Here is a 24893-nt window from a genome sequence, read left to right as displayed (position 1 = left end):
GCGGCAAAACACGTTGCTCTGTCCGCACAGGTATCTTAGTTTTGCTTTAAAACGTGACAACCGGGCAAGGCAGGAAAAACCATGAACGCTATCCGCATTTCTTTGGCCGCCACGGCGATGGCTTTGCTGGCCACATCCGCCTTTGCGCAGGACGGGCAGGTTATCGTTGCGGATGATGATGTTGGCGGCGTGTACGAGGGCACTTTCCTGAACGGCCTGCGCCACGGCGAAGGCACTTACCGCCTGCCGAACGGGTTCGAATATGTCGGCGAATGGGTCGAAGGCGAAATTCAGGGCAACGGCATAGCGCGCTATGTCAACGGCTCGGTCTATGAGGGGATGTTCGCAAAGGGGCAACCCGAGGGGCAGGGCAAGATCATCTACCCCGACGGCGGCAGCTATGAAGGGGAATGGGCTGAAGGGTCGATAAATGGAACCGGAGTCGCAAAATACACGAATGGCGTCCGGTACGAGGGCAGCTTCAAGGACGCTCGTTATCACGGCAAAGGCGTCCTGACGGACCCCAGTGGTTACGTTTACGATGGCAACTGGGCCGATGGTGTAAAGCATGGCGAGGGCAAAATCACCTCGACGCAAGGCAGCATCTATGAAGGGGAAATCAAGAACGGTCTGCGCGATGGCCAGGGCACACTGACCATCCCGGATGGCATGACATATACTGGCGAATGGTCTCAGGACCGCATGACCGGCAAGGGCCGCCTGTTGCAGGCCAATGGTGACCTCTACGAAGGCGATCTTGTGGACGGCCGCCGCGAAGGCAATGGCAAAGCGACCTATGCCAACGGCGCGACCTATGAAGGCGAATATGCCGATGACCGCCGCCATGGCAAAGGACGCTTTCTTGGGACCGACGGCTTTGACTACACCGGCGAATGGGTGGACGGTCAAATTGAAGGGCTGGGTGAGGTCACGTACCCCGACGGCGCCACCTATACAGGTGATTTCAGCGCAGATCTGCCGCACGGCAAAGGGGTTCAAACCTATCCGGATGGCACCGTCTATGACGGCGAATGGACGGCCGGTATTTTCGAAGGGAATGGAAAGGCCACCTACCCCAACGGTGTTGTCTATCAGGGCCAGTTCAAGAACGGCCTCAGCCATGGCACCGGCGTTTTGACATTCGCGAACGGGTATCGGTACGAAGGCGACTGGGTAGATGGCGCGCGTCAGGGTAAAGGCAAGGCAACTTTTCCTGACGGAACATCCTATGAAGGTGATTTCCAAGACGGTCAGCGTCACGGCGAGGGAACTATAAAAACCCCACGCGGATTCAGCTATACCGGCGGCTGGGCCGAAGGCAAAATCAGTGGTCAGGGTGTGGCAACCTATGCCACCGGCGACGTGTACGAAGGCACCTTTCTGGATAACAAACGCCACGGTAATGGCACGATGCGTTATGCCAATGGTCTGGAAGAAACCGGTGTTTGGGAAAACGGAGTCCTGCCCAGTGAGAACGTAAGTGCGCCCGACGCGACGGATACCGAAACCGAGCCTGATACATCAGCCTCTGACGGGTAATCAAGCTACCAGGGTACTGGCTTTCCTGCCCAGTCAAAAAACCCACCCGTATCAACAGGGTCCAAGGCGGCTGCGACGGTTAGCAGGTTCCGGGCGGCCTCATCAGGTGCAACCGCAGGATGCCGCCCGACATATTTCCGGGTGAATGCTGTCGTGACCGTACCGGGGTGCAAGGCGACGCAAATCGCCTGTTTATGGCTACGGGTAAGCTCGATCGCGGATGTGCGGACAATCTGGTTCAGCGCCGCCTTGGACGCCCGATAACTGATCCATCCACCAAGCCGGTTGTCACCAATCGAACCCACTCGCGCAGACAACACGGCAAAGACGGCACGCCGGTCGCGCGGCAGCAAGCGCGCGGCATGCGCAAGAACTAACGCAGGTCCGACCGCATTCAGCGCGAACTGATCCATCATCGCCGGCGCGGATAGCAGTCTTATGGTTTTCTCGGGGGTGGCACCATTAACCTCAAGAGCGCCAGCCGCGACCAGGATCAGGTCGAACGGACCGGAAACGCCCGCCAACGTCCGATCTACGATCTCGGGGTCGGTCAAATCAAATCCGTCCTGTGACCGGGACAATGTGGTGACGTCGACCGACTGTTGCCGAAGCCTGTCGGCGATTGCACCTCCGATCCCACCCGAGGCGCCGATGATAAGTGCTGTTTCCATGTGGGTTGAACTAGCCGTCGGCAATGCGTGATCAACACATGTGGGAAAAAAGAAATCTCTTCATATGCCGGAGGAAAATTCGTTCTTTTCATTCCCGCCGCGCGATGTATAACCTCAACCCCATGATCAACCGCGCAGATATCCTGATTGCCGACACCGCCCTTCGCGGTGCGTCTTTGCGTGGCCTACTGATCCTAATCCGCCTCTGAGCGTGCCATCCGGCGCGCCCGCTCAGAGGAGGACGCCCGCGCGCCATAGGCTTTAGGACAGACAAGAAAGAGATTCCCATGACCAATGTGACCGACCAAGACCGCGTCTTGATCTTTGACACAACCCTGCGCGACGGCGAGCAAAGCCCCGGCGCGACCATGACCCATTCCGAAAAGCTTGAGATTGCTGAGCTGCTGGACGAAATGGGCGTCGACATCATCGAAGCCGGGTTCCCAATCGCTTCCGAGGGCGACTTCAAGGCCGTCTCTGAAATTGCCGAACGATCCAAAAACAGCCGCATCTGTGGTTTGGCCCGTGCCAATTTCGCGGATATCGACCGCTGTTGGGAAGCTGTGAAACACGCAGGCAAGAGCCGAATTCACACCTTCATCGGCACCTCACCGCTGCACCGTGCCATCCCGAACCTGACGCAGGACGAGATGGCCGACAAAATCCACGAAACCGTGAGCCATGCGCGCAATCTGTGTGAGAACGTGCAGTGGTCACCGATGGATGCCACGCGGACCGAATGGGATTACCTCTGCCGCGTGATCGAGATCGCCATCAAAGCTGGTGCAACGACAATCAACATCCCCGACACGGTCGGCTACACCGCACCGATGGAATCCGCCGACCTGATCAAACGCCTGATCGAAACGGTTCCCGGCGCGGATGAGGTGGTCTTCGCTACCCACTGCCACAACGACCTTGGCCTGGCGACCGCGAACTCCCTCGCTGCGGTTGCGGGTGGTGCACGTCAGATCGAATGCACCATCAACGGTCTGGGCGAACGCGCAGGAAATACCGCGTTGGAAGAGGTGGTAATGGCGCTGCGCACCCGCAATGACATCATGCCTTGGTCCACCGGTATCGACACGGCCAAGATCATGCATATCTCGCGCCGCGTCGCGACCGTGTCCGGCTTCAACGTGCAGTTCAACAAGGCCATTGTCGGTAAGAACGCGTTCGCGCATGAAAGCGGCATCCACCAGGACGGCATGCTTAAGAACCGCGAAAACTTTGAGATCATGCGCCCCGAGGATATTGGACTGTCTGGCACATCTTTGCCGCTGGGCAAACACTCGGGCCGCGCGGCGCTTCGCGACAAACTGAACACGCTGGGCTATGAGGTGGGTGACAACCAACTCAAGGATATCTTCTTTCGGTTCAAAGAGTTGGCCGATCGCAAAAAAGAAGTTTTCGACGACGACCTGATCGCGCTGATGACACTGGATGACGACGACGGCAGCGATCACCTGCAGCTGGTTTCGATGAAAGTCACCTGCGGAACTGTCGGCAAGGCCGAAGCCACAATCGAAATGGAAGTGGGCGGCAAGGAAATCATCGCCACCGAACAAGGCGACGGCCCAGTCGACGCAGCATTCCGTGCCATTCGCGTTGTGCATCCGAATACGGCGCACCTGCAGCTTTATCAGGTGCACGCCGTGACCGAAGGCACGGACGCGCAAGCCACGGTATCGGTGCGTCTGGAAGAGGACGGCATGATCGCAACCGGCCAATCCGCCAACACCGATACGGTTGTGGCATCGGCCAAGGCGTATATCCACGCGCTGAACCGCCTGATCGTGCGCCGTCAAAAGGCCGGTCCGGGCGCAGATACCCGGGAAATCAGCTACAAAGATCTTACTTGAACAAAAAAGGGGCGGTCGATTGTCGACCGCCCCTTCTCTATTATCTCCAGCCGCACTACGGCCAATAGAACAAGGTCAGATCTGCTGGCTTCTCTGTCCCAATCAACGAGTAGTCATACACCGGCGTTTCGTTGAGATCGTTCAGCCCCGATACTGCATACCCTTCGGTTGGTATGTAGTTCGCGTCATAGTTCAGATCGTAATCCCCGTTTTCATCGTGAAACGCGATAACAGCAAAATACCCATTGTCGAGGTCGGGAAAGTCGAAGCGGAGCGGGTCCTCGGACGCTGGTGCCTCAAGATAACCGGCGGCCTTGGTATAATCCATATTGTCGAAGGCCGTCGCCTGGTCAAAAGCCATGACAATCACGTTGCCCTTGTTGCTGCGCGCACCATGCAGATTGACGGTCAGACCCTTGTCTTGCGAGGTCCCAGTGGTGGAAGCCGCTGCTTGGTCAATATCTGTGGTGAACCCCGAGGCGACCCAGGCGCCTCCGACGAACAGACCTGCCGTTACAATGGCCGCCACGATGCGTTGAGTGTTGCTTGGCATATTTTACAATCCCTCGAGTTACTTGGCGGGTTTGTTCAGTTTACGACCGTTCTTTGGCTGCCAACCCGGAGGTCCGAAGAAAACACCCAGCTTGTTGCCGAACCCCGGCATGTTCCGGACATCCTTGAACAGGCGGGCAAAGCCGTGAAGGAAGGCGACGAAGGGATTGATCGAGTCGATCGGTTTGACGAGGCCATAGACCACCTCTTCCTTTTCTTCCTCGAACGTTCCGAACATGCGGTCCCAGATGATCAGAATCCCGGCATAGTTCTTGTCTAGGTATTTCGGATTTGATCCATGGTGAACGCGGTGATGCGACGGCGTGTTGAAGATGTATTCAATCGGGCGCCACAGCTTTTTGATAACTTCGGTATGCAGGGCCGTCTGATACAGCTGCACCAGCAGTTCCGCGATCAGCACCATGAATGGGTTGAACCCCAAAAGCACAAGCGGCAAGTGGAAAAACAACGGCCAGAAGCCATCCAGCGGACCATGGCGATAAGCCACTGATATATTGAAGAAGGGAGAGCTATGGTGAACCGAATGCGTGGCCCAAAGGAAGTTGATCCGGTGCAGGATTCGATGCTCCCAGTAGTAGGCAAGGTCTGCAAGTATCAGCACAATGATGAACGAGGCCAATGTCGTCGGAATGTCAAACACGGCAAATTGCGAAGCCCAGACATATGCACCGATGTAAAACCCGGCCAATAGTACAAAGCTGATACCGATGAAGAAAACCAGCGTGATAAAGTTGGTGAAGGTATCCCCCATCATCTGCCAGTTCAGTTTTTTGAGGACGGCATAGCGGACCAATTCGAAGGCCAGGAAGCCCATTGCGAAGACAAAGAACCAGTCGTCGATCAAAGTTTCCCAGTAACTCAGGTGAAAGTCACTGATATGGCGGCTTAGAAAGTCCATCGAAGTAATCCGAATCCGTTCGTTGTCATATGTGACAACTTATTTACGGAGCCAATACTAAAAATCAAGATCCCCGCATAGAAAAACGGGACCTTCCGACAAAGCCATTGCTGTCACATCAGTTTTTGCCCCTGAGAAGTTCACTTTCAGGCAAAATCCCGTGTAATCACCGGTTTTTCTTCAACGAAGTTTGCCGAACAAGCCGTCCAGCGTTTTAGCGGACTCCTTCAGACCATAAGGCGCGTTCACGACGAACATGCCCGAACCAACCATACCGTGCCCTTCACGTGCGGCCGGAAAGCGCACCTCGTGATGCAAAACTTTGGGGAAATCCCGTTTCGCCAAAGCGTCGCGCATGGCCTGATGCCGTCCATTGGCCAGTATCGGATACCACAGCGCGATGACACCCACGTTCCATTTCCGATTCAGCGAAGCGATGATGCCGGGCAGCCTGTCATAATCGGATTTGACTTCATAACTTGGATCAATCAGCAAAACGCCACGGCGCGGTGTTGGCGGCAGAAGGGACTGGGCTAGTTCAATGCCATCCTGCTGATAGGTCCGGGCACCGGTCGTGATCATGGCGTCGCTCAGCGCCCGATATTCCTGCGGATGCAATTCAGCAAGGTTCATCTTGTCCTGCGGACGCAACAGGCTCGCTGCGATCAGTGGCGACCCCGGATACGCCGTTTTGCCATACCGATCGTGCACAACGGCAATGGCCCTGCTTAGGGGATGATCGGCGTCAAACCAGCCTTCGGTCAACGCACGTTCAATTCCCGCTGTTGCTTCACCGGTCTGAACCGCCTGATCCGAGTCCAACTGGTACAGCCCGCGCCCCGAATGGGTTTCGATGTAGCTTAGCGGTTTGTCCTTTTGGGTCAGATAGGCCAGCGTTTCTGCCAAAATTGCGTGCTTATGGACGTCCGCAAGGTTACCTGCGTGGTAAATATGTTGATATGAGAGCATGATGCCTTCTAAAGTCCCTGCAATTAAGGCGGAAAGGTGCTGATTGTCGCGGAATCAGCCCTTTTACCGGGCGAGTTGGCACCCTATAAGTCATCCGTCCCGGAACCGTCGAGTCGCGGGCAGTAGAAAACTGACATACAGGATCAGGGAAAAATATGGGGATCTTTGGCAATCTGGGCGGCCTGTTCACAGCGGACATGGCTATCGACCTTGGGACAGCGAACACGCTGGTTTACGTCAAGGGCCGCGGTGTTATCCTTTCTGAACCCTCCGTGGTAGCTTATCACGTCAAAGACGGCGTGAAAAAGGTTCTGGCCGTTGGCGAAGACGCCAAGCTGATGTTGGGCCGGACCCCCGGTTCGATCGAAGCCATCCGCCCGATGCGCGAAGGCGTGATTGCCGACTTTGATACTGCCGAGGAAATGATCAAGCACTTCATCCGCAAAGTGCACAAGCGTTCAACTTTCTCGAAGCCCAAGATCATCGTCTGCGTTCCCCACGGCGCGACCCCTGTTGAAAAACGCGCGATCCGTCAATCGGTTCTGTCCGCAGGCGCCCGCCGCGCCGGTCTGATTGCCGAACCTATCGCTGCCGCGATTGGAGCGGGCATGCCCATCACCGACCCGACCGGCAACATGGTTGTCGATATCGGCGGCGGCACCACCGAGGTTGCTGTTCTGTCGCTGGGTGACATCGTATATGCCCGCTCGGTCCGCGTTGGCGGTGACCGTATGGATGAGGCGATCATCTCGTACTTGCGCCGCCAGCAGAACCTGCTGGTCGGTGAATCCACGGCCGAGCGGATCAAGACCACCATCGGCACTGCGCGCATGCCCGACGACGGCCGCGGCCAGTCGATGCACATTCGCGGACGCGACTTGCTGAATGGTGTGCCCAAGGAAATTGAAATCAGCCAGGCCCAAGTGGCCGAGGCGCTGTCCGAACCCGTCCAGCAGATTTGCGAGGCGGTAATGACCGCACTGGAAACCACTCCGCCTGATCTGGCGGCGGATATCGTGGACCGGGGCGTGATGCTGACCGGCGGCGGTGCACTTTTGGGCGATCTGGACCTTGCCCTACGCGAACAGACCGGCTTGGCCGTGTCGATAGCCGACGAAAGCCTGAATTGTGTGGCTTTGGGCACCGGCAAGGCGCTGGAATACGAAAAACAACTGCGCCACGCGATTGACTACGAAAGCTAAGGCGCGCACCCTTTACTACATAGGGTAAATTCGGCGCGAGCAGCACGGGAAGGAGTCCTGTGGCAAAAGACCGATCACAGCGCGATGAATACACACCCCCCTTGCGCCGCCTGCTGCTGGGGATTGTTGTGTTGTGTCTGCTAGGCATCTTTCTGATCTGGCGGATCGACAGCCCGCGCGTGGAACGGTTTCGCGCACAGGTCGTGGACAGTGTTGTGCCGTCGATGGAATGGGCCATGGTTCCTGTCACCGCCGCCGTAAATCTGGTGCGCGATTTCCAAAGTTACCAACGGCTGAGCGACCAGAACCAGGAATTACGCAGCGAGTTGCGCATCATGCGCGCCTGGAAAGAGGCCGCGTTGCAGCTGGAGCAGGAAAATGCCCGGCTTCTGGACCTGAACAATGTGCGTCTTGATCCGCGCCTGACCTATATCACCGGGGTGGTCATGGCCGATAGCGGCTCGCCCTTCCGCCAGTCAGTCCTGCTGAACGTGGGTGAAAGGGATGGGATCAGGGACGGCTGGGCCACCATGGACGGGATTGGCGTCGTCGGGCGTATCTCGGGCGTTGGCCCCGACACCGCCCGTGTCATCCTGATGACAGATGCATCCAGCGCAATTCCTGCCACGATTCAACCGTCTGGCCAAACCGCTCTGATCACCGGCGACAACACACAATCCCCGTCTGTGGAGTTTCTGGAAAACCGCGAACTGGTACGTCCCGGCGACCGCGTTGTAACCTCGGGTGATGGCGGCGTGTTCCCCGGAGGGTTGCTGATCGGGCAGATCACCGAAGACCCAGGCGGGCGTTTGCGGGTGCGCCTCTCGGCAGATTTCGAACGACTGGAATTCCTTCGCGTTCTACGCTTCCACTTGGCCCCGGTGATCTCGGATCCTGGCGGCATCGTGGGTCCACGGCAACCCGAGGCTGCCCTGACCCCACCGGAGGTCGGCGATGGATAGGCAAACCTCTCATCTTTGGCTCAAACGCTGTTTGTACGTGTTTCTGTCGTTACTGATTATGTTCCTGCATCTTCTGCCTCTGGATACACAGCCGGACCGTTGGCCGTTTCCGGACATGCTTATTGCGTTAACGTTCGCCTGGGTTCTTCGTCGACCGGAATACGTTCCCATTTTTCTGGTTGCTGCGGTGATGCTGATGGCCGATTTGCTGCTGCAACGACCTCCGGGCCTGCTGGCAGCACTTGTGGTTTTGGGATCGTCGTATCTGCGCTCGGCCGCACCCGGAATGCGCGACGCCGGGTTTATGGCTGAATGGACAACGGCCGCTGTGGTGATCGCGGGAATTTTCATATTGAACCGTGTCATTCTTGCTATTCTATCGGTACAGCAAGCAGCTTTGGGTCCTGTGGTGATACAAGTGGTTCTGACAATTGCGGTTTACCCTCTGGTCGTTCTTCTCAGCCAGAATGTGCTTGGCGTTCGGCGCGTATCAGTGTCGGACCCCGGCACAAGAGGGGCCAGGGCATGAAACAACGCAATCCCAAAGCGCAAGGATTGGCATACAAACGCCTACCGCGCCGCGCGTTGATCCTGGGCGGGTTGCAGACTGCGTTTATCGGCGGCCTGGCAGCGCGAATGCGCTTTATGCAAGTGGATCAGGCTGACGAGTACCGTCTTCTGGCCGAAGAAAACCGGATCAACATTCGCCTGATCCCGCCAACGCGCGGGCGCATCTATGACCGCAACGGCCAGATCATCGGACAAAACACGCAGTCATATCGTATTGTTATGGTCCGCGAAGATGCAGGCGACGTCGACAAAGTCATCGCCAAACTTTCAGAGCTTATCCCGCTGACTCAGGAAGAGATTAATCGCGCCAAGTCTGAGATGCGCCGCTCTGCCCCGTTCCTGCCAGTCACACTGGCCGATCAGGTCACGTGGGAAGATATCTCCAAGGTCGCGGTCAATGCGCCCGCGCTACCCGGCGTTACGCCTGAGGTGGGCATGGCCCGTCAGTATCCCCGCTACGAGGATTTCGCTCATGTCGTTGGTTACGTCGGGCCGGTCAGTGACTATGATCTCAGCCTGATCGAAGATCCCGAACCGGTGCTGCGTATCCCCCGGTTCCAGATCGGCAAGGTCGGCCTGGAGTCCAAACAGGAAATCAGCCTGCGCGGAAAAGCTGGCGCAAAACGTGTCGAGGTCAACGCCACAGGCCGCATCATGCGCGAGCTTGACCGGCAAGAAGGCGAGGCCGGGGCCGATCTGCAATTGTCCGTTGATGCGGACCTGCAGCAATACGCCCAAGCGCGCCTGGCCGGTGAAAGCGCGGCTGCAGTCGTCATCGACTGCGAAACCGGGGATATCCGGGCCATCAGTTCTGCCCCCAGTTTCGACCCGAACCTGTTCGTGCGCGGGATATCGGTCGCGGATTACCGGGCATTGACTGAAGATAACTACCGCCCGCTGGCCAACAAGACGGTTCAGGGCACCTACCCGCCGGGTTCGACCTTCAAGATGATCACCGCGCTTGCCGCACTTGAGGCCGGAGTTGTTGGCCCCGGCAACACCGTCTATTGCCCCGGCCACCTGAAGGTCGGTAGCCGCCGCTTCCACTGCTGGAAGCGCGGCGGGCATGGGACAGTGGATCTCAATTTGTCGCTAAAGCGCAGCTGCGACGTCTACTATTACGATGTCGCGGTGCGTACTGGCATCGACAAAATCTCTGAAATGGCGCGCAAGTTCGGACTGGGCGTCAAGCACGACATCCCGATGTCAGCTGTCGCTGCCGGTTTGGCCCCCAATCAGGAATGGAAAGAGCGGGTCCACGGTGAAGGTTGGCTAGTGGGCGACACGGCGAATGCCTCGATCGGGCAAGGGTTCATGCTGGCCTCGCCCCTTCAGCTTGCGGTCATGACGGCAAGGATCGCCACAGGCCGGGCCGTGAAGCCGCGTTTGGTGCGGTCCGTCAATGGCGTCGAGGAACCGTCAGGAGCAGGTGAGCCGCTGGACGTCAATCCGTACAACCTGAATCAGGTGCGCAAAGCGATGTTCTCAGTCTCAAACGATAGGGCTGGCACCGCCTATCGCAGCCGCATCATCAATGATGAATTCCGCATGGCCGGCAAAACCGGCACCAGCCAGGTGCGCAACATCACCAAGGCCGAACGCGCGGCTGGCGTAATCCGCAACGAAGACCTGCCGTGGGAACGGCGCGACCATGCGCTGTTCGTCAGCTATGCGCCGTACGACAATCCGAAATACGCCGTGGCAGTGGTGGTGGAACACGGCGGTGGCGGATCCAAGGCAGCGGCGCCGGTCGCGCGGGATATCATGCTGCAGGCTCTGTACAACGGCACGCCACCGCTCGAGGCTTATCCGGTTGCAGATCGTGACCGCATCAAGGAACAACAAAAACGGCTTGAGGGCGACCGCCGCCCCAAAGCGCGACCTGATGAAAAGGACCGCGCATGAGCTATCTTGAGTACGCCGTCAAATCCACGCCAACAGGGTTTCGCAAGTTCCTCTACATGAACTGGCCGCTGACTTTGTTGCTGATCAGCGTCGCCAGCGCCGGATTCCTGATGCTGTATTCGGTCGCGGGCGGGTCCTGGATGCCCTGGGCCGAACCCCAGATTGAGCGGTTCGGACTGGGACTGACCGTTATGTTCATCATCGCGTTGGTACCGATCTGGTTCTGGCGCAACATGTCCGTCTTGGCCTATCTCGGCTCGATCGTTCTGCTAATTTTTGTGGAACTCTTCGGCACCATCGGCATGGGTGCGCAGCGTTGGATCGACCTTGGCTTCATGAGGCTCCAGCCTTCCGAAGTCATGAAGATTGCGCTGGTCATGGTTCTGGCTGCCTACTACGATTGGTTGCCGTCTCATAAGACATCGCGACCGCTCTGGGTGCTTATTCCGGTCATCCTGATCCTGATCCCTACGGCTATGGTTCTGAAACAACCCGATCTGGGCACCTCGATCCTGTTGTTAGCGGCGGGCGGGGGACTGATGTTCCTGGCTGGTGTGCACTGGGCTTATTTCGCCGCCGTTATCGCGGCAGTGGTCGGCTTGATTGCGACCGTGTTCAACAGTCGGGGCACCGAGTGGCAGTTGCTCAAGGATTATCAGTTCCGCCGAATAGACACTTTCCTTGATCCCTCCACCGATCCGCTGGGTGCAGGCTATCACATTACCCAGTCGAAAATTGCGCTGGGGTCAGGCGGCTGGAACGGGCGCGGGTTTATGCAAGGGACGCAGTCGCGCCTGAACTTTCTGCCCGAAAAGCACACGGACTTCATCTTTACCACGTTGGCCGAGGAATTCGGGTTTGTCGGAGGCATCACTTTGCTGACCCTTTACGCCCTGATTATTATCTTCTGCATGGTTACGGCTTTGGCGACAAAGGACCGGTTCTCATCCCTGGTCACCTTGGGGGTTGCGCTCAACTTCTTCCTGTTCTTTGCGGTCAATATGTCCATGGTCATGGGCCTTGCGCCGGTTGTGGGCGTGCCCCTGCCGATGGTCAGCTACGGCGGGTCCGCCATGCTGGTTCTGATGGCTGCCTTCGGCATTGTTCAAAGCGCGCATATTCACCGCCCTCGCTGAATTGAAAGGCCCTTCATGCCCGTCAACATCCTGTTTTCCGCGCGCCCTGAACAATGGCCGGAATATGAACCTCTGCTTACAAAAGGGTTGTCCTATACCGGTCTGGATTTCCGTCTGGCAACCGAGTTTGCGCCTGATCAGGTCGACTATGTTGTCTATGCACCGACAAGCGGGTTGCTGGATTTTTCACCCTATGCACGTTTGAAGGCGGTTCTGAGTCTTTGGGCAGGTGTTGAAAAAATCGCGGGCAACGAAACGCTGACCGTGCCATTGGCCCGGATGGTGGACCACGGGCTGATGCATGGCATGACCGAGTGGGTCGTCGGCCACGTGCTGCGCTATCACCTGGGCATGGACCGCTATATCACCGTGCAGGACGGCGTGTGGACGCCCGATGCCCCACCGCTTGCCAGCGAACGGAATGTGTGCGTGCTGGGCCTTGGTGCGTTGGGAGAAGCCGCAGCAACAGCGCTTTCCGCGCTGAATTTCAAAGTGACCGGTTGGAGCAGAACCGCAAAGGACATCCCCGGGGTAACGTGCCTGCATGGCGTTGAAGGTCTGCGCGCCGCGTTGTCCAGTGCCGAGATCGTTGTCCTGTTGCTGCCCGACACCCCCGCAACGGAAAACGCACTGAATGCGGACACTTTGGCCTTGTTGCCCAAAGGCGCTCGGATCATCAATCCCGGTCGCGGTCCATTGATCGATGACAACGCACTGCTGGCCGCACTGGATTCAGGACACATTGCCCACGCCACGTTAGACGTATTCCGCGTGGAACCCCTGCCGCCGGAACACCCGTATTGGGCGCATGCCAATGTGACCGTCACGCCGCATATCGCGTCGGAAACCCGTCCGACAACTGCGGCCCAAGTGATCTGCCAAAATATTATCCGAGGTGAGGAAGGCAAACCCTTCCTCCACCTCGTCGACCGCAATCTGGGCTACTGATCCGGTCAGGTCGCGATAAGCCCGCGACCTTTCAAAAGCGCCTCGACCCCTGGCAAACGCCCGCGGAACGCCAGATACAGCTCCTCAGCTTCGCGCGAGCCGCCGGTGGACAGGATATTGTCCTCCAGTGCTTTGGCGCGCTCTGTGTCAAAGGCACCCCCAGCTTCTTCGAAGGCCGCGAATGCGTCGGCATCCATGACCTCGGACCACATGTAGCTGTAATAGCCCGAGCTATAGCCATCGCCGGCGAAGACATGGGCAAAATGCGGTGTCGCGTGGCGCATACCGATGGCTTTCGGCATGCCGATACCATCAAGGACCTCGCCCTGTTTCGCCATCGGATCAGCTGGCGCTTCGCCTTCGTGGAATGCCAGATCGACCAAGGCTGAGGCTACGTATTCCACGGTCTGGAACCCCTGATTAAAATTCGCGGCCTTCAGAACCTTCTCAAGCATATCTTGCGGCATCGGTTCACCAGTTTCGGCATGGGTCGCAAATTCGGCCAGTACTTCGGGCACCTCCAGCCAGTGTTCATAAAGCTGGCTGGGAAGCTCTACGAAGTCACGCGCGACGCTGGTGCCAGAGATGCTTTCATAGGTCACGTTGGACAACATCTGGTGCAATGCGTGACCGAACTCGTGGAAAAGCGTGCGCGCATCGTCATAAGACAGCAGCGCCGGGTCGCCCTTGGCGAAGTTGCAAACGTTGATCACGACGGGGGCCTGCACCTCGGGGAACTTTGCCTGGCTCCGCATGGCGCTGCACCATGCGCCCGATCGTTTGGAACCCCGCGCGAAGTAGTCACCGATGAAAACAGCGATATGCTGCCCGTCGCGTGTTACGTCCCAAGCCCGGCAATCGGAGTGATAAAGCGGTACATCCAGCGGGGCAAACTCCAGCCTGAACAGCCGGTTGGCGCAGGAAAAGGCGGCCTCGATCATACGATCCAGCTGCAAGTACGGCTTCAGCGCAGCTTCATCCAAATCATGTTCAGCCTTGCGGCGCTTTTCGGCGTAGTAGCGCCAGTCCCACGCCTCGAGCGGACCGTTGATGCCGTCTTCCTGCATCATCGCGGTCAAGGATTCGGCGTCGGCGTCAGCCCTTGCCTTTGCCGGCCCCCAAACCTGCATCAGCAGATCGCGAACGCGGTCCGGCGTTCGGGCCATTTCGGTTTCCAGTTTGTAGTCCGCGAAACTGGAATATCCCAATAGCTTGGCACGTTCTTCGCGCAATTTCAGGATCTCGGCCGCAATCTCGCGGTTGTCCGTTTCACCACCATTGGCACCACGCGCGGTCCAAGCCCGATACGCCTTCTCACGCAGATCGCGGCGCGGTGAGAATTGTAGGAACGGTACAATCAACGACCGCGACAGAGTGACGACAGGACCATCAGCACCCTTCTCTTCCCCGGCAGTGCGGGCTGCATCCACGACGAAACCCGGCAATCCTTCCAGATCATTCTCGGTCAAGTTCATGAACCATTCGCGCTCGTCCGCCAAAAGGTTCTGGGTGAAGGACGTCCCCAGCGTGGCAAGGCGCGACTTGATCTCTTGCATGCGAGTGTCATCATTGCCTTCCAAAGCCGAACCAGCGCGCACAAAACCGCGATGGGTCAGCATCAGAACGCGGGCCTGTTCATCGGTCAGGTCAAGCTGATCCTTGCGCACCCACAGGTCCGCAACTCGCCGAAACAGCGCCTTGTTTGACGAAATCCCCGAAAAATGCGCCGAGAGTTTTGGTGAGAATGCGCGTTGCAGCTCTTCCCGTGCCGGGTTGCTGTCGGCACCTGAAACGGTGAAAAAGACAGACAGCACCTTGTCCATCTGCTCTCCGGCCGCCTCAAGCGCCTCGATTGTATTGGCAAAACTGGCTGGGTCGGAATTGTTGGCAATCGCGTCGATCTGCGCGTTATGGGCAGCCAACGCCTCGTCCAATGCAGGCGCAAAATCATCATCCGAAATCTCGGCAAATGGCGCGATTTCAAATGGAGTGGTCCAGGCGGACAGGATCGGGTTGGTCATGCGGATCTCCTTTGCTGGTCAAGCTAGGGAGGCGGGCCGAAATGGTCCAGAGGGGGTGCCCGCGATACAGCCGAAATCTCTAGCCAATCTAGCGCGACGGCAGGCTTACGCGTCGACTTTTCCGCAAATGGGGCAATCAGAGCGTCGGGTCAGGGTGATCTTGCGGCTTTCGCCATAGAGCGCGTCATAGATCAGCATTTCGGCACGCAGAGCCTGCCCGGCCCCAGTGATCACCTTGATCGCTTCAACCGCCATCATCGACCCCACAACGCCGGGCAACGGACCAATAACCCCCGCTTCGGCACAGGACGGGGCCAGACCGGGGGCCGGTGCCTCGGGGAAGATACACTGATAACAAGGCGCGTCATTGGCGGGGTCAAAGACGCTTAGCTGACCTTCCCATTGCGACAGCGCACCTGAAATAAGCGGTTTTCCCAGTGCGACCGCAGTACGATTGGCCAAGTAGCGCGTGTCAAAATTGTCGGTACCGTCGAGGATCAGGTCGAAATCGGCGAACAGGTCTGCTGCAATCTCATCAGTCAGACGACGATGGTAGGGCAGAACAATCACGTTCGGGTTTTGCGCCTGCATGGCTTGCTGGGCCGAGAAAACCTTGGGCATGCCAATGTCGGCATCGCGGTGGATCACTTGCCGCTGCAGATTGGCGTTTTCAACAATATCGTCGTCGATCACACCGATGGTGCCCACGCCAGCCGCCGCAAGGTAATGCAACGCCGGCGCACCAAGACCGCCCGCGCCGATAACCAGCACACGGGCCTGTTTCATCTTTTTCTGCCCCGGCCCGCCCAATTCGCGCAAAACGATATGGCGGGCATACCGCTCCAACTCGGTCTCAGAGAACTTGCCAGACTGCATCGCGGTTTCCTCGGCTGGCTGTGGCGCGGCACGGTTGCGCAGCGTTTTGAGCACCTTGCCATAGCTCAATACCAAAACCGCGGCACCTCCTAGGATCAACCACAAGGCCGCTGACCCGCCGGTTGCCTCGCGCAGCGGGTGTCCACTCGGCAACGTCAGTTGGATAACAAGTACTCCGATCAGCAAAACGCCGACCGACACGGAGCGAGCAGTTCGGGACACCCCCGCCACGTACCCAATGCCCCACAGAGCACCGGCAAGGATCAGAACCAGAAGCATCAACCGCGTCCAGTCGAGCCAAAACCGCCTGCGCCGCGATCTGTGTCGCTGAGCACCTCAACGGGTTCAAACGCAGCCTGCACGACTGGGGCGACGACCAGTTGCGCGATGCGTTCGCCATGCGCAATCTCAAAACTTTCCTGACCGGCGTTCAGCAGGATCACCCCCAGCGGGCCGCGATAGTCACTGTCGATCGTACCGGGCGTATTAGGCAGGGTAATCCCGTATTTCAGCGCAAGGCCGGATCGGGGTCGTACCTGCACCTCGTACCCGTTTGGAATCTCGATCCGAAGACCCGTAGGAATCAAAGCGCGCTGCCCCGGTTCCAACATGATCGAATTTCCATTCGGCAGATTCGCCCTGACATCCGCTCCCGCCGCGCCAGTCGTTTCATAAGACGGCAAAGCGATGGCCGGATCAGCCCCGTCTTCGCGGATCACACGAATTGCTACCATCACTGCACCTCTTGTTCAGCTTGCCAAAGCGTCGGCGATCTTTTGCGCCAGACGTTGCGCCACGGCATCCTTGCCCATACGCGACCATTCTTCAGCCCCATCGTCCGAGATCAGGGTAACCGCGTTTTCCGAGCCCCCCATGATGCCGGTCGCCGGGCTGACATCATTGGCGACGATCCAATCACAACCTTTTCGCGCACGTTTTGCGGTCGCGTGTTCAAGCACGTTGTCAGTTTCTGCAGCAAAGCCAACTACCAACGTCGGCCGCCCCGCATCCAGCCTGGACACGCGTTTGAGGATGTCCGGGTTCTCAGCAAACTCAAGCACCGGAAGACCATCGCGGCTTTTCTTAAGCTTCTTGTCCGAAGCAGCCGCCATGCGCCAATCCGCAACCGCAGCAGCAAACACACCCGCATCTACCGGCAGTGCAGCGTCGACCGCGTCAGACATCTGCTGCGCGGTTTCCACGTGGATCACCTGCACACCTTCGGGCGGCGAAACATCGGCAGGGCCGGTAACAAAAACCACATCAGCGCCCAGCGCAGACAACGCCCGTGCCACCGCGGTGCCCTGCGCGCCCGAGGACCGGTTGGCGATGTAGCGCACAGGGTCGATCGGTTCATGTGTCGGGCCGGAGGTGACCAGAATGCGCTTGCCCTTCAGCGGACCGTTGCCAAGTTGCGCCTCGACCGCGGCCACAATCTCAAGAGGCTCCGACATTCGACCTGGGCCGTACTCTCCGCAAGCCATGTCACCCTCATTGGGTCCGACAAACCGGATGCCATCTTCTTGCAATTGCTTGAGGTTGCGCTGTGTTGACGGATGGTCCCACATGCGGACATTCATCGCCGGTGCGCACAAAACCGGGGTATCTGTCGCCATCAGCAGGGTCGAGGCCAGATCGTTGGCCAGCCCAGCCGCCATCTTTCCCATCATGTCCGCCGTTGCCGGTGCGACCACGATCAGATCGGCGGACCGTGACAGTTGAATATGGCCCATCTCGGCCTCATCCGTCAGGTCAAATAGATCGCGATAAACCTTCTCTCCAGCCAGCGCCGAGACCGACAGCGGGGTTACGAACTCTTCTGCCGCGCCTGTTAGAACCGGTGTTACCGAAGCACCACGTTCTTTAAGCCGCCGGATCAGATCCAGCGACTTATAGGCCGCGATTCCAGCGCCGATGATTAGAAGAATGCGTTTCGATGCCAGCATATTGTGCCCTTCCCGTCCCGGTCGGCCCGACATTAGGCAAGGCCAACGGACAGTTCCAGCGGTTAATTCTGTGTCTCAAACGCCAGACAAGGGTCTTCACGTTCGATGCCGGGGCTGTCGATCACAGCGTCGAACTCACCGTCGATGACGCCATCCTCGGACTGACCCAGTACAAAAACTTTCAAACCGGGGCGTAGTCGGGACAGAAAGGTTGGAATCCCCCTGTCCTTACGGGCATGACCATTGCCGGTGATCACCGCAACCGGTCCACCGGTATCCTCCACAGCGCGCAATATGGCCCTTGTCAGAACCGCATCCCGCAACCGTTGGATTGCGACCAGTTGTGGCAAGGCGGCCTCGGGTATGGCATTGCAATGGGCAGCGAGTTGATCGGCCTCACGCTCGGCCTGCTCAACCTTCGGCAATGGCACCGTCAATCCATAACGGGCAGCATCAGCACCCAGAGCCGTGGCGGCGCCACGTTCCATTGCCGCGCGCGCCGCCGCGCGCGGAACCATGGCACCGTAAACCGGCGCGTCTGAGGCCTGAAAGACCGGGTAGTACATGCTAAGTGGCGGCCAGCCGGATTCGAGCCACTTCAGAATTCTGGCAAGCTCTTCCGGATCGGAAATGGCCTTGTCCGCCAATCTCTGAGCACCTTCTTCAGTCACCATTTCCCAGACAACCGCCGAGGGATTGATGGCCTTCAACGCCTCGGCCTGAATGATGTGATGCTGCGGGTTGTCGTGAATTTCGCCTAATATGACGACGTCCGCAGACGTCATCGCAGACACAACGTCGTCGGGTATCAGCTCATCGGCATGGCCAGGGTTGGCCATAACCACCAGTGCACAAAGCAGAATCGCAAGATGTTTCATGCGATGAAGTGTTGCACCTCACGCGATTGGGCTTCAAGGTTCTTGCGCATTTTCACAAAAGCCGCCGCCTCAAGCTGACGCACGCGTTCTTTGGATAGGCTAAGTTCCTGCCCAAGGCTTTCCAGCGTTCGGGCGGGTTCGCGCAACTTGCGTTCGCGGACAATGAACCGTTCGCGATCATTCAATGCCTGCATTGCCGTCACCAGCCATTCGCGCAATTGCTGGGTATCGTGACTGTTTTCGACCGCCTCTGCGGCTTGTTCGCGCTCATCTTCCAGCGCGTCGATCCATTCCCGGCCGTCTTCATCTGCCGATTGAACGGCATTTAACGAGAAATCGGAGCCGGACAAACGACCTTCCATCATTTCCACGTCCCGCAGCGGAACGCCGATCTCTGCGGCAATCATCTGGTGCAATTGATGACGGTCCAGATCCATGCCATCGGACGCGGCCTCACGCTCTAGCCGGGCCTGCACACGTCGCATGTTGAAGAACAGGGATTTTTGCGAAGACGTGGACCCGGTGCGCACCATTGACCAGTTGCGCATCACATAGTCCTGAATGCTCGCCTTGATCCACCAGACCGCATAAGTCGAAAACCGCACGCCCCGGTCGGGGTCGAACTTGTCGGCAGCTTTCATCAATCCTAACCCGGCCTCCTGGATCAGATCATTCATCGGCGCCCCATAGCGTTTGAACTTGGCCGCCATCGAAATGGCCAGCCGCATATAGGCCGTGATCAATCGGTGAAGGGCCTGTTCATCGCGGTCGTCCCGCCACGCATATGCCAACTTTAATTCGGTTTCCGCGTCCAGAAGCTCGGCTTTCATTGCCCTCCGGGACATCGAGAAGTCGTTCGCATTGTCCAGTGCCATTGAAATCTCCCCTTTTCACAGGCGCGGGCCGGGGTTGCTTTGCCGACCTATGAACGATACGCAAAACAAAACCGGGTGGATCACATGGAAGGTAATTATCGTGAGTCCGGATTTAACCTTTGTGTTGGGCGGCGCGGCCTCGGGCAAGTCGGCTTTTGCCGAACATCTTGTTGTTTCATCAGGAAAAAATAGAGTTTACCTGGCGACATCACAAGTGTTTGATGATGAGATGCGAGGTAAGGTCCAGCGCCATGTTTCCCAACGAGGCGTAGGCTGGAAGACAATCGAGGCACCGTTTGACGTTGGCCCGACGTTGGCGGATTTGCCCCCGAACTCTGTCTGTCTGATCGACTGTGCCACCATGTGGCTGACCAATCACCTGCTTGCAGCAAACGATCTGGAACAGACGCAAAGCGCGCTTTTACAATCGCTACGCCTGTGTTCCGCACAGGTCGTCATCGTCTCGAACGAGGTTGGACACGGGATCGTCCCTGACAACGCGCTGTCCCGCCGGTTTCGCGAAGCGCAGGGACGGCTGAACATCGCATTGGCCGCCGAAGCCGATCTGGTGGTGCAAGTCACGGCTGGCCTGCCGTTGGTATTGAAGGGGCGACTGGATTGACACGTCTGCATCTCGTGCGTCACGGTCCAACCCATGCCAAAACGATGGTTGGCTGGTCCGACCTGCCTGCTGACCTCAGCGATCGCGCCGCCGTTGCCCGGTTGCATGACCACCTGCCTGCGGACGCTATCTTTGTTTCCTCTGACCTGAGCCGCGCCGCCGATACTGCATCGGCCATTCAAGGCACACGGCGGCGGCTGCAACATCAGTCTGCGCTGCGCGAAATCAATTTCGGCACTTGGGAGCTGCGCGCCTTCAAAGAGATTGAGGCTGAAGACCCCGAACTTGCCTTTGCATATTGGGACAACCCCGGCGATGTGCGCCCCCCAAACGGGGAAAGCTGGAACGAGGTCCGCGCGCGCGTCGACGCAGCCGTTGACCAATTGATCCAACAACACACAGGATGCGATCTGGTGGTCGTGGCGCATTTTGGCGTGATCCTGACCCAAGTCCAAAGGGCGCTCGACGTTGACGCGCAAGAGGCTTTTGGCCATCGCATCGACAACCTTTCGGTTACCGAAATCACGCATCACGGCGATCGCTGGTCTGTCGGACTGATCAATCATCTTCCGTGATGCAACCGCGCACAAATCACTGATTTACGGAATGGATCGGCCACGCCATCCTAGCCGCATGACTTATGATTTGTTTATCGGAGACCGCCTGTTTTCCAGCTGGTCCATGCGCGGGTGGTTGATGCTGGAAAAGTTCGGCTTGCCCTATCGTTCCCACATGATCGGCCTCTATTCCGGCACCATGGCCGAGGATATGAAACCCCTCGCACCGGCCCGCCTTGTCCCGGCCCTGCGATTGCCCGACGGCACCGTGGTTGGGGAAAGCCTGGCGATGGCGGAAACCCTTGCCGAGTTACATCCCGAAACGGGGCTTTGGCCCAAAGACCCCGCCGCGCGCGCCACCGCGCGGTGGCTATGTGCTGAAATGGTGGCCGGGTTTGGCGCGTTGCGCGGACAGTGTCCAATGCAGCTCAAACAGTGCTGGCAGGGGTTCGCTCCGTCGACCGAAACACGCACCGATCTTGCAAGGATCGAGACCTTGTGGGCCCATGCCCGTAATGTGTCAGGCGGGGACTCCGGTCCTTTGTTCGGCCACTATTCCCTTGCGGACGTGTTCTATACGCCGGTCGCGGCACGGATTATTGGCTATGGCTTGCCAGTTGCTGATGCTAATCGCGAATACTGTCTTGAGTTGCTGTCGGATGTTTCTGTCCGCCAGTGGCGTGCGATGGGGCTGACGGTCAACTACGACCCATTTCCATACCCCGTGGATCTGCCATCCGAACCTTGGCCAATTGCCGGTTCTTCTCAGGCAAAAGCCGTGAACGGAAATATGTCAATCAACGACGCCTGCCCCTATTCCGGCAAAGCCATCACCGCAGTTCTTGAACTGAACGGCCAGCGTTGGGGGTTCTGCAACCAGTTTTGCCGTGACAAAACAGTCGCTGATCCCGGTGCCTGGCCAAAATTCACCGAGATGACCCGCGCCGTTAACGATTCTTAAACCGCAGCCGTGGCAGCAACGACCTGTTAACCAAAAAGGTCATTCATGGTTGCCCGCGCCCACACTGTTGCTTTTCAAGGGGTCGATGCCCGCCCGGTCGAGGTGCAGTGCGCCGTCTCACCGGGCCTGCCCGCATTTTCCATCGTCGGGCTGCCCGACAAAGCCGTGTCCGAAGCGCGGGACCGCGTCCGCAGCGCGCTGAGCTCGATGGCGATCGCGTTGCCTTCAAAACGGATCACCATCAACCTGTCGCCTGCCGACCTACCCAAAGAGGGCAGCCATTTCGACTTGCCCATCGCAGTTGCCTTGCTGTCTGCTTTAGAGATCATTCCGCGGGACGCCGCCGAAGGTTCGGTTTCGCTAGGCGAGCTATCTTTGGACGGCTCACTGGTGCCTGTGGTCGGTGCCCTGCCCGCTGCAATGACTGCGGCGGCTGAGGATCGGGCCTTGCTCTGCCCCCGCGCCTCTAGTGCGGAGGCTGCTTGGGTTGATGCAACACAGGTGATCGGCGCTGGGTCGCTTGGGGACGTGGTGCGGCATTTCTCTGGCCAGTCTCCGCTACCCGCCGCACAGCCCGGCGAAGTCACACTTGAGCCCAGCGCGCGTGACCTGCGCGACGTCAAAGGGCAAGAACGTGCAAAGCGCGCCCTGGAAATCGCCGCAGCAGGTCGGCACCATCTGATCATGACCGGCACACCCGGTTCCGGCAAATCCATGCTGGCTGCACGCCTGCCCGGGATTTTACCGCCGCTGACACCGACCGAGGCGTTAGAAACTTCGATGATTCAGTCGTTGTGCGGGCTATTGGACGAAGGTGGGATCAGCCGCAGCCGGCCGTTTCGCGAACCTCATCACACGGCGTCCATGGCTGCGATCGTTGGTGGCGGCAGGGGGGCAAAGCCGGGCGAGATTTCACTGGCCCACAACGGCGTTCTGTTCATGGACGAACTCCTGGAATTTCCGCGCACGGTTCTGGAGACACTACGCCAGCCGATCGAAACCGGAGAGGTCATGGTCGCGCGTGCAAATGCCCATGTGAAATACCCCTGCCGGTTCATGCTGGTCGCGGCGGCCAACCCTTGCAAATGCGGCTACCTCACCGATCCCGGGCGCGCTTGTTCCCGCGCTCCTGTTTGCGGAGAGGATTATCTGAGCCGAATCTCCGGACCGCTGATGGATCGGTTCGATTTGCGGATTGAGGTGCCTCCGGTCGGATTCACCGATCTGGACCTGCCACCCTCTGGCGACAGTTCCGCCACCGTTGCCGCGCGTGTCGAACAAGCCCGGTCGATTCAGGCAGAGCGGTTTTGCGATACACCGTCCACCCGTCAGAACGCCGATGTCGAGGGTAAATTGCTGGATGAAATCGCTGCCCCGGATGCTGAGGGCAAAGACCTGTTGCTGAAGGCAGCCGAGCGATTTGGCCTGTCCGCCCGCGCTTTTCACCGAATCCTGCGTGTGGCGCGTACCATCGCTGATCTGGACGGGGCACCGGATGTCCGGCGCCCTCATATCGCCGAGGCGCTGAGCTTTCGCATCAGCGCCAAGGTTGCGCTTTAGAGCTTGGCCTCGATCGCTTGCCAGATCTTTTCGGCGACGTTCACGCCATTAAATCGTTCGAGTTCCTGAATGCCGGTCGGCGAGGTCACGTTGATTTCTGTCAAGTAGTCACCGATTACATCGATTCCGACAAAAACCTGACCTTTTTCTTTCAGCAGCGGTCCGATCGCGGCACAAATTTCCAGGTCGCGTTCGGACAGGCCAATCTTTTCGGGACGACCCCCCACATGCATGTTCGAACGTGTTTCGCCCGCGGCCGGTACGCGGTTGATTGCACCGACTGCGTCACCGTCGACCAAAATCACACGCTTGTCGCCATTGCTGACATCCGGCAGGAATTTCTGAACAATCAAAGGCTCACGCGAAAATCCGGTGAACAGTTCGTGCAGCGAAGTTAGGTTGCGGTCATTCGCATCCAACCGGAAAACTCCTGCACCGCCATTGCCATAAAGCGGTTTTAGGATGACGTCGCCGTGCTTTTCCTTGAACGCCTTGATGGTCTGCAGATCCCGCGCAATTGTTGTCGGCGGCGTCAGGTCCGGGAAATCCAGAACCAGCAGTTTCTCGGGGTAGTTCCGCACCCAGAACGGATCATTCACAACCAAAACTTGCCCCTTTAGACGGTCCAGCAAGTGGGTTGATGTGATGTAATGCATGTCAAACGGCGGGTCCTGGCGCAGCCAGATCACGTCGAACTCTGACAGGTCCACTTCACGCTCGGCGCCAAGTTCCGCCGGATTGCCCGCCACCCGCTGAACTTTCATGTCCTGACCGCGCGCGGTGATCCGCCCCTCTTGATAGGCAAGCTGGTCCGGGCTGTAGAAAAACAGCGTATGTCCGCGCACCTGCGCCTCTTCGGCCAGACGGAATGAGCTGTCGGCATTGATATCCACGGCCCCAATCGGGTCCATCTGAAAGGCGATTTTCATGGCGTGTCCCTCAGTTTCACGCCAGATACATGGCCCAGCCGGGCTGGGGGTTCAATGGGGATCAGGCTAAACCGAAGGCGTTTTCGATAATTTGAACGGCGCCCGAAGCATCCACCAAAGCTGCGTCAAACCGCACATCCGTCAATTGCCCGTTTGGTTCTGTTTCCAGAAATTGGGCCGCAGATGCGCAGATGCGATCCATCTGGCGGCGATTGATCCGGGCGGCGGCCGCATCGAAACTGGTGCTTTTCTTCACCTCGACAAAGACGATCCCGTGAGCGTCGCGCGCAATAAGATCGATCTCGCCACCGGCACCGCGCCAGCGGCGATTCAGGATGGAATAGCCGCGTTGTTCATAATTTGATGCAACCTGCTGCTCCGCCGCCTGCCCGGCATGATAGGACACCGAACTTCGAACGGATCGTGCGGCCAT

General features: G+C 58.3%; 24 protein-coding genes. 12 read left to right on the top strand and 12 right to left on the bottom strand.

The features are described 5' to 3' along the window. Positions 1–81: 81 nt before the first annotated feature. Complete coding sequence (locus AC2FIB_RS09885) at positions 82–1539, top strand: MORN repeat-containing protein (protein WP_496734425.1); 1458 nt, start codon at positions 82–84, stop codon at positions 1537–1539. A gap of 5 nt (positions 1540–1544) precedes the next feature. On the opposite strand, the gene AC2FIB_RS09880 is transcribed toward AC2FIB_RS09885, so the two are convergent. Next, complete coding sequence (locus tag AC2FIB_RS09880; protein ID WP_496734423.1) at positions 1545–2210, bottom strand: SDR family NAD(P)-dependent oxidoreductase; 666 nt, start codon at positions 2208–2210, stop codon at positions 1545–1547. 287 nt (positions 2211–2497) lie between these two features. On the opposite strand from AC2FIB_RS09880, the gene AC2FIB_RS09875 reads away from it, so the two are divergent. Beyond that, positions 2498–4072: a 2-isopropylmalate synthase gene (locus AC2FIB_RS09875; RefSeq protein WP_496841982.1), complete on the top strand. Its 1575-nt coding sequence runs from the start codon at positions 2498–2500 to the stop codon at positions 4070–4072. Positions 4073–4127: 55 nt separating this feature from the next. Here the strand turns inward: AC2FIB_RS09875 and AC2FIB_RS09870 are convergent, their stop codons facing one another. The 3 genes from AC2FIB_RS09870 to AC2FIB_RS09860 all read right to left on the bottom strand — a co-directional run bounded on the left by AC2FIB_RS09870 (position 4128) and on the right by AC2FIB_RS09860 (position 6512). Next, positions 4128–4625: a DUF2141 domain-containing protein gene (locus AC2FIB_RS09870; protein WP_496734420.1), complete on the bottom strand. Its 498-nt coding sequence runs from the start codon at positions 4623–4625 to the stop codon at positions 4128–4130. 18 nt (positions 4626–4643) lie between these two features. Continuing rightward, the gene (locus tag AC2FIB_RS09865) at positions 4644–5543 is read right to left on the bottom strand and encodes a sterol desaturase family protein (protein ID WP_496734419.1); all 900 of its coding nucleotides are present in this window, start codon (positions 5541–5543) and stop codon (positions 4644–4646) included. 180 nt (positions 5544–5723) lie between these two features. Then, positions 5724–6512, bottom strand: a complete 789-nt coding sequence (locus AC2FIB_RS09860) for a 23S rRNA (adenine(2030)-N(6))-methyltransferase RlmJ (RefSeq protein ID WP_496734417.1) — start codon at positions 6510–6512, stop codon at positions 5724–5726. Between the two features lie 155 nt (positions 6513–6667). Between AC2FIB_RS09860 and AC2FIB_RS09855 the strand changes: the two genes are divergently transcribed. Genes AC2FIB_RS09855 through AC2FIB_RS09830 form a run of 6 tightly spaced genes read left to right on the top strand, consistent with a single transcriptional unit; the run spans position 6668 to position 13235 of the window. Further along, the gene (locus AC2FIB_RS09855) at positions 6668–7714 is read left to right on the top strand and encodes a rod shape-determining protein (protein WP_039523195.1); all 1047 of its coding nucleotides are present in this window, start codon (positions 6668–6670) and stop codon (positions 7712–7714) included. A gap of 59 nt (positions 7715–7773) precedes the next feature. Further along, entirely contained in the window at positions 7774–8676 is a 903-nt protein-coding gene (gene mreC, locus AC2FIB_RS09850; RefSeq protein ID WP_282120151.1) for a rod shape-determining protein MreC, read from the top strand. Continuing rightward, the gene (locus AC2FIB_RS09845; protein ID WP_496734416.1) at positions 8669–9205 is read left to right on the top strand and encodes a rod shape-determining protein MreD; all 537 of its coding nucleotides are present in this window, start codon (positions 8669–8671) and stop codon (positions 9203–9205) included. The genes mreC and AC2FIB_RS09845 overlap by 8 nt, the downstream gene beginning before the upstream one ends. Beyond that, entirely contained in the window at positions 9202–11151 is a 1950-nt protein-coding gene (mrdA, locus tag AC2FIB_RS09840; protein WP_496734415.1) for a penicillin-binding protein 2, read from the top strand. Before AC2FIB_RS09845 ends, mrdA begins: the two co-directional genes overlap by 4 nt. After that, positions 11148–12287 carry a rod shape-determining protein RodA gene (gene rodA / locus AC2FIB_RS09835; protein ID WP_058273483.1) on the top strand — a complete coding sequence of 380 codons (1140 nt, stop codon included), beginning with the start codon at positions 11148–11150 and terminating at the stop codon, positions 12285–12287. Before mrdA ends, rodA begins: the two co-directional genes overlap by 4 nt. 15 nt (positions 12288–12302) lie before the next feature. Further along, positions 12303–13235: a 2-hydroxyacid dehydrogenase gene (locus tag AC2FIB_RS09830; protein ID WP_496734413.1), complete on the top strand. Its 933-nt coding sequence runs from the start codon at positions 12303–12305 to the stop codon at positions 13233–13235. A 5-nt stretch (positions 13236–13240) separates the two neighbouring features. Here AC2FIB_RS09830 and AC2FIB_RS09825 read toward each other — a convergent pair whose 3' ends face one another. The 6 genes from AC2FIB_RS09825 to AC2FIB_RS09800 form a co-directional block, all read right to left on the bottom strand. Next, a complete protein-coding gene (locus AC2FIB_RS09825; RefSeq protein ID WP_496734412.1) occupies positions 13241–15256 on the bottom strand; it encodes a M3 family metallopeptidase in 2016 nt (671 codons plus the stop codon). A gap of 105 nt (positions 15257–15361) precedes the next feature. After that, entirely contained in the window at positions 15362–16411 is a 1050-nt protein-coding gene (locus tag AC2FIB_RS09820; RefSeq protein ID WP_496734410.1) for a HesA/MoeB/ThiF family protein, read from the bottom strand. After that, positions 16411–16866 carry a dUTP diphosphatase gene (gene dut, locus AC2FIB_RS09815; RefSeq protein WP_496734408.1) on the bottom strand — a complete coding sequence of 152 codons (456 nt, stop codon included), beginning with the start codon at positions 16864–16866 and terminating at the stop codon, positions 16411–16413. Before dut ends, AC2FIB_RS09820 begins: the two co-directional genes overlap by 1 nt. 15 nt (positions 16867–16881) lie before the next feature. Further along, positions 16882–18078: a bifunctional phosphopantothenoylcysteine decarboxylase/phosphopantothenate--cysteine ligase CoaBC gene (gene coaBC, locus AC2FIB_RS09810; protein ID WP_496734406.1), complete on the bottom strand. Its 1197-nt coding sequence runs from the start codon at positions 18076–18078 to the stop codon at positions 16882–16884. 62 nt (positions 18079–18140) lie between these two features. Next, complete coding sequence (locus tag AC2FIB_RS09805) at positions 18141–18956, bottom strand: ChaN family lipoprotein (RefSeq protein WP_496734405.1); 816 nt, start codon at positions 18954–18956, stop codon at positions 18141–18143. Beyond that, positions 18953–19831 (bottom strand): RNA polymerase factor sigma-32, encoded by an 879-nt coding sequence (locus tag AC2FIB_RS09800; RefSeq protein WP_058273490.1) that lies wholly within the window; start codon positions 19829–19831, stop codon positions 18953–18955. Before AC2FIB_RS09800 ends, AC2FIB_RS09805 begins: the two co-directional genes overlap by 4 nt. A gap of 100 nt (positions 19832–19931) precedes the next feature. On the opposite strand from AC2FIB_RS09800, the gene cobU reads away from it, so the two are divergent. From cobU to AC2FIB_RS09780, 4 genes are read left to right on the top strand one after another with little or no spacing between them, the layout of a single operon-like run. Beyond that, a complete protein-coding gene (gene cobU / locus AC2FIB_RS09795) occupies positions 19932–20453 on the top strand; it encodes a bifunctional adenosylcobinamide kinase/adenosylcobinamide-phosphate guanylyltransferase (RefSeq protein WP_496841981.1) in 522 nt (173 codons plus the stop codon). Continuing rightward, positions 20450–21028, top strand: a complete 579-nt coding sequence (locus AC2FIB_RS09790; protein WP_496734401.1) for a histidine phosphatase family protein — start codon at positions 20450–20452, stop codon at positions 21026–21028. The genes cobU and AC2FIB_RS09790 overlap by 4 nt, the downstream gene beginning before the upstream one ends. A gap of 58 nt (positions 21029–21086) precedes the next feature. Beyond that, positions 21087–21971, top strand: a complete 885-nt coding sequence (locus AC2FIB_RS09785; RefSeq protein WP_496734559.1) for a glutathione S-transferase — start codon at positions 21087–21089, stop codon at positions 21969–21971. A 45-nt stretch (positions 21972–22016) separates the two neighbouring features. Continuing rightward, positions 22017–23531, top strand: coding sequence for a YifB family Mg chelatase-like AAA ATPase (locus AC2FIB_RS09780; RefSeq protein ID WP_496734400.1), 1515 nt, complete (start codon positions 22017–22019; stop codon positions 23529–23531). Here AC2FIB_RS09780 and gshB read toward each other — a convergent pair. Next, positions 23528–24460, bottom strand: coding sequence for a glutathione synthase (gshB, locus tag AC2FIB_RS09775; protein ID WP_496734398.1), 933 nt, complete (start codon positions 24458–24460; stop codon positions 23528–23530). The two genes, AC2FIB_RS09780 and gshB, sit on opposite strands and share 4 nt — an antisense overlap. A gap of 61 nt (positions 24461–24521) precedes the next feature. Then, complete coding sequence (locus tag AC2FIB_RS09770; RefSeq protein WP_496734396.1) at positions 24522–24893, bottom strand: YraN family protein; 372 nt, start codon at positions 24891–24893, stop codon at positions 24522–24524.

The organism is Ruegeria sp. YTSA072 (assembly GCF_059610285.1).
Note: the sequence above shows the minus strand (reverse complement) of the source record. Positions and strands in the feature narration are given on the sequence as shown.

Excerpts from the sequence above, each read along its gene's own strand:
- AC2FIB_RS09885 (WP_496734425.1), top strand. The coding sequence starts at position 82 with ATGAACGCTATCCGCATTTCTTTGGCCGCCACGGCGATGGCTTTGCTG.
- AC2FIB_RS09880 (WP_496734423.1), bottom strand. The coding sequence starts at position 2,210 with ATGGAAACAGCACTTATCATCGGCGCCTCGGGTGGGATCGGAGGTGCA.
- AC2FIB_RS09875 (WP_496841982.1), top strand. The coding sequence starts at position 2,498 with ATGACCAATGTGACCGACCAAGACCGCGTCTTGATCTTTGACACAACC.
- AC2FIB_RS09870 (WP_496734420.1), bottom strand. The coding sequence starts at position 4,625 with ATGCCAAGCAACACTCAACGCATCGTGGCGGCCATTGTAACGGCAGGT.
- AC2FIB_RS09865 (WP_496734419.1), bottom strand. The coding sequence starts at position 5,543 with ATGGACTTTCTAAGCCGCCATATCAGTGACTTTCACCTGAGTTACTGG.
- AC2FIB_RS09860 (WP_496734417.1), bottom strand. The coding sequence starts at position 6,512 with ATGCTCTCATATCAACATATTTACCACGCAGGTAACCTTGCGGACGTC.
- AC2FIB_RS09855 (WP_039523195.1), top strand. The coding sequence starts at position 6,668 with ATGGGGATCTTTGGCAATCTGGGCGGCCTGTTCACAGCGGACATGGCT.
- AC2FIB_RS09845 (WP_496734416.1), top strand. The coding sequence starts at position 8,669 with ATGGATAGGCAAACCTCTCATCTTTGGCTCAAACGCTGTTTGTACGTG.
- mrdA (WP_496734415.1), top strand. The coding sequence starts at position 9,202 with ATGAAACAACGCAATCCCAAAGCGCAAGGATTGGCATACAAACGCCTA.
- rodA (WP_058273483.1), top strand. The coding sequence starts at position 11,148 with ATGAGCTATCTTGAGTACGCCGTCAAATCCACGCCAACAGGGTTTCGC.
- AC2FIB_RS09830 (WP_496734413.1), top strand. The coding sequence starts at position 12,303 with ATGCCCGTCAACATCCTGTTTTCCGCGCGCCCTGAACAATGGCCGGAA.
- AC2FIB_RS09825 (WP_496734412.1), bottom strand. The coding sequence starts at position 15,256 with ATGACCAACCCGATCCTGTCCGCCTGGACCACTCCATTTGAAATCGCG.
- AC2FIB_RS09820 (WP_496734410.1), bottom strand. The coding sequence starts at position 16,411 with ATGCTTCTGGTTCTGATCCTTGCCGGTGCTCTGTGGGGCATTGGGTAC.
- dut (WP_496734408.1), bottom strand. The coding sequence starts at position 16,866 with ATGGTAGCAATTCGTGTGATCCGCGAAGACGGGGCTGATCCGGCCATC.
- coaBC (WP_496734406.1), bottom strand. The coding sequence starts at position 18,078 with ATGCTGGCATCGAAACGCATTCTTCTAATCATCGGCGCTGGAATCGCG.
- AC2FIB_RS09805 (WP_496734405.1), bottom strand. The coding sequence starts at position 18,956 with ATGAAACATCTTGCGATTCTGCTTTGTGCACTGGTGGTTATGGCCAAC.
- AC2FIB_RS09800 (WP_058273490.1), bottom strand. The coding sequence starts at position 19,831 with ATGGCACTGGACAATGCGAACGACTTCTCGATGTCCCGGAGGGCAATG.
- AC2FIB_RS09785 (WP_496734559.1), top strand. The coding sequence starts at position 21,087 with ATGACTTATGATTTGTTTATCGGAGACCGCCTGTTTTCCAGCTGGTCC.
- AC2FIB_RS09780 (WP_496734400.1), top strand. The coding sequence starts at position 22,017 with ATGGTTGCCCGCGCCCACACTGTTGCTTTTCAAGGGGTCGATGCCCGC.
- gshB (WP_496734398.1), bottom strand. The coding sequence starts at position 24,460 with ATGAAAATCGCCTTTCAGATGGACCCGATTGGGGCCGTGGATATCAAT.
- AC2FIB_RS09770 (WP_496734396.1), bottom strand. The coding sequence starts at position 24,893 with ATGGCCGCACGATCCGTTCGAAGTTCGGTGTCCTATCATGCCGGGCAG.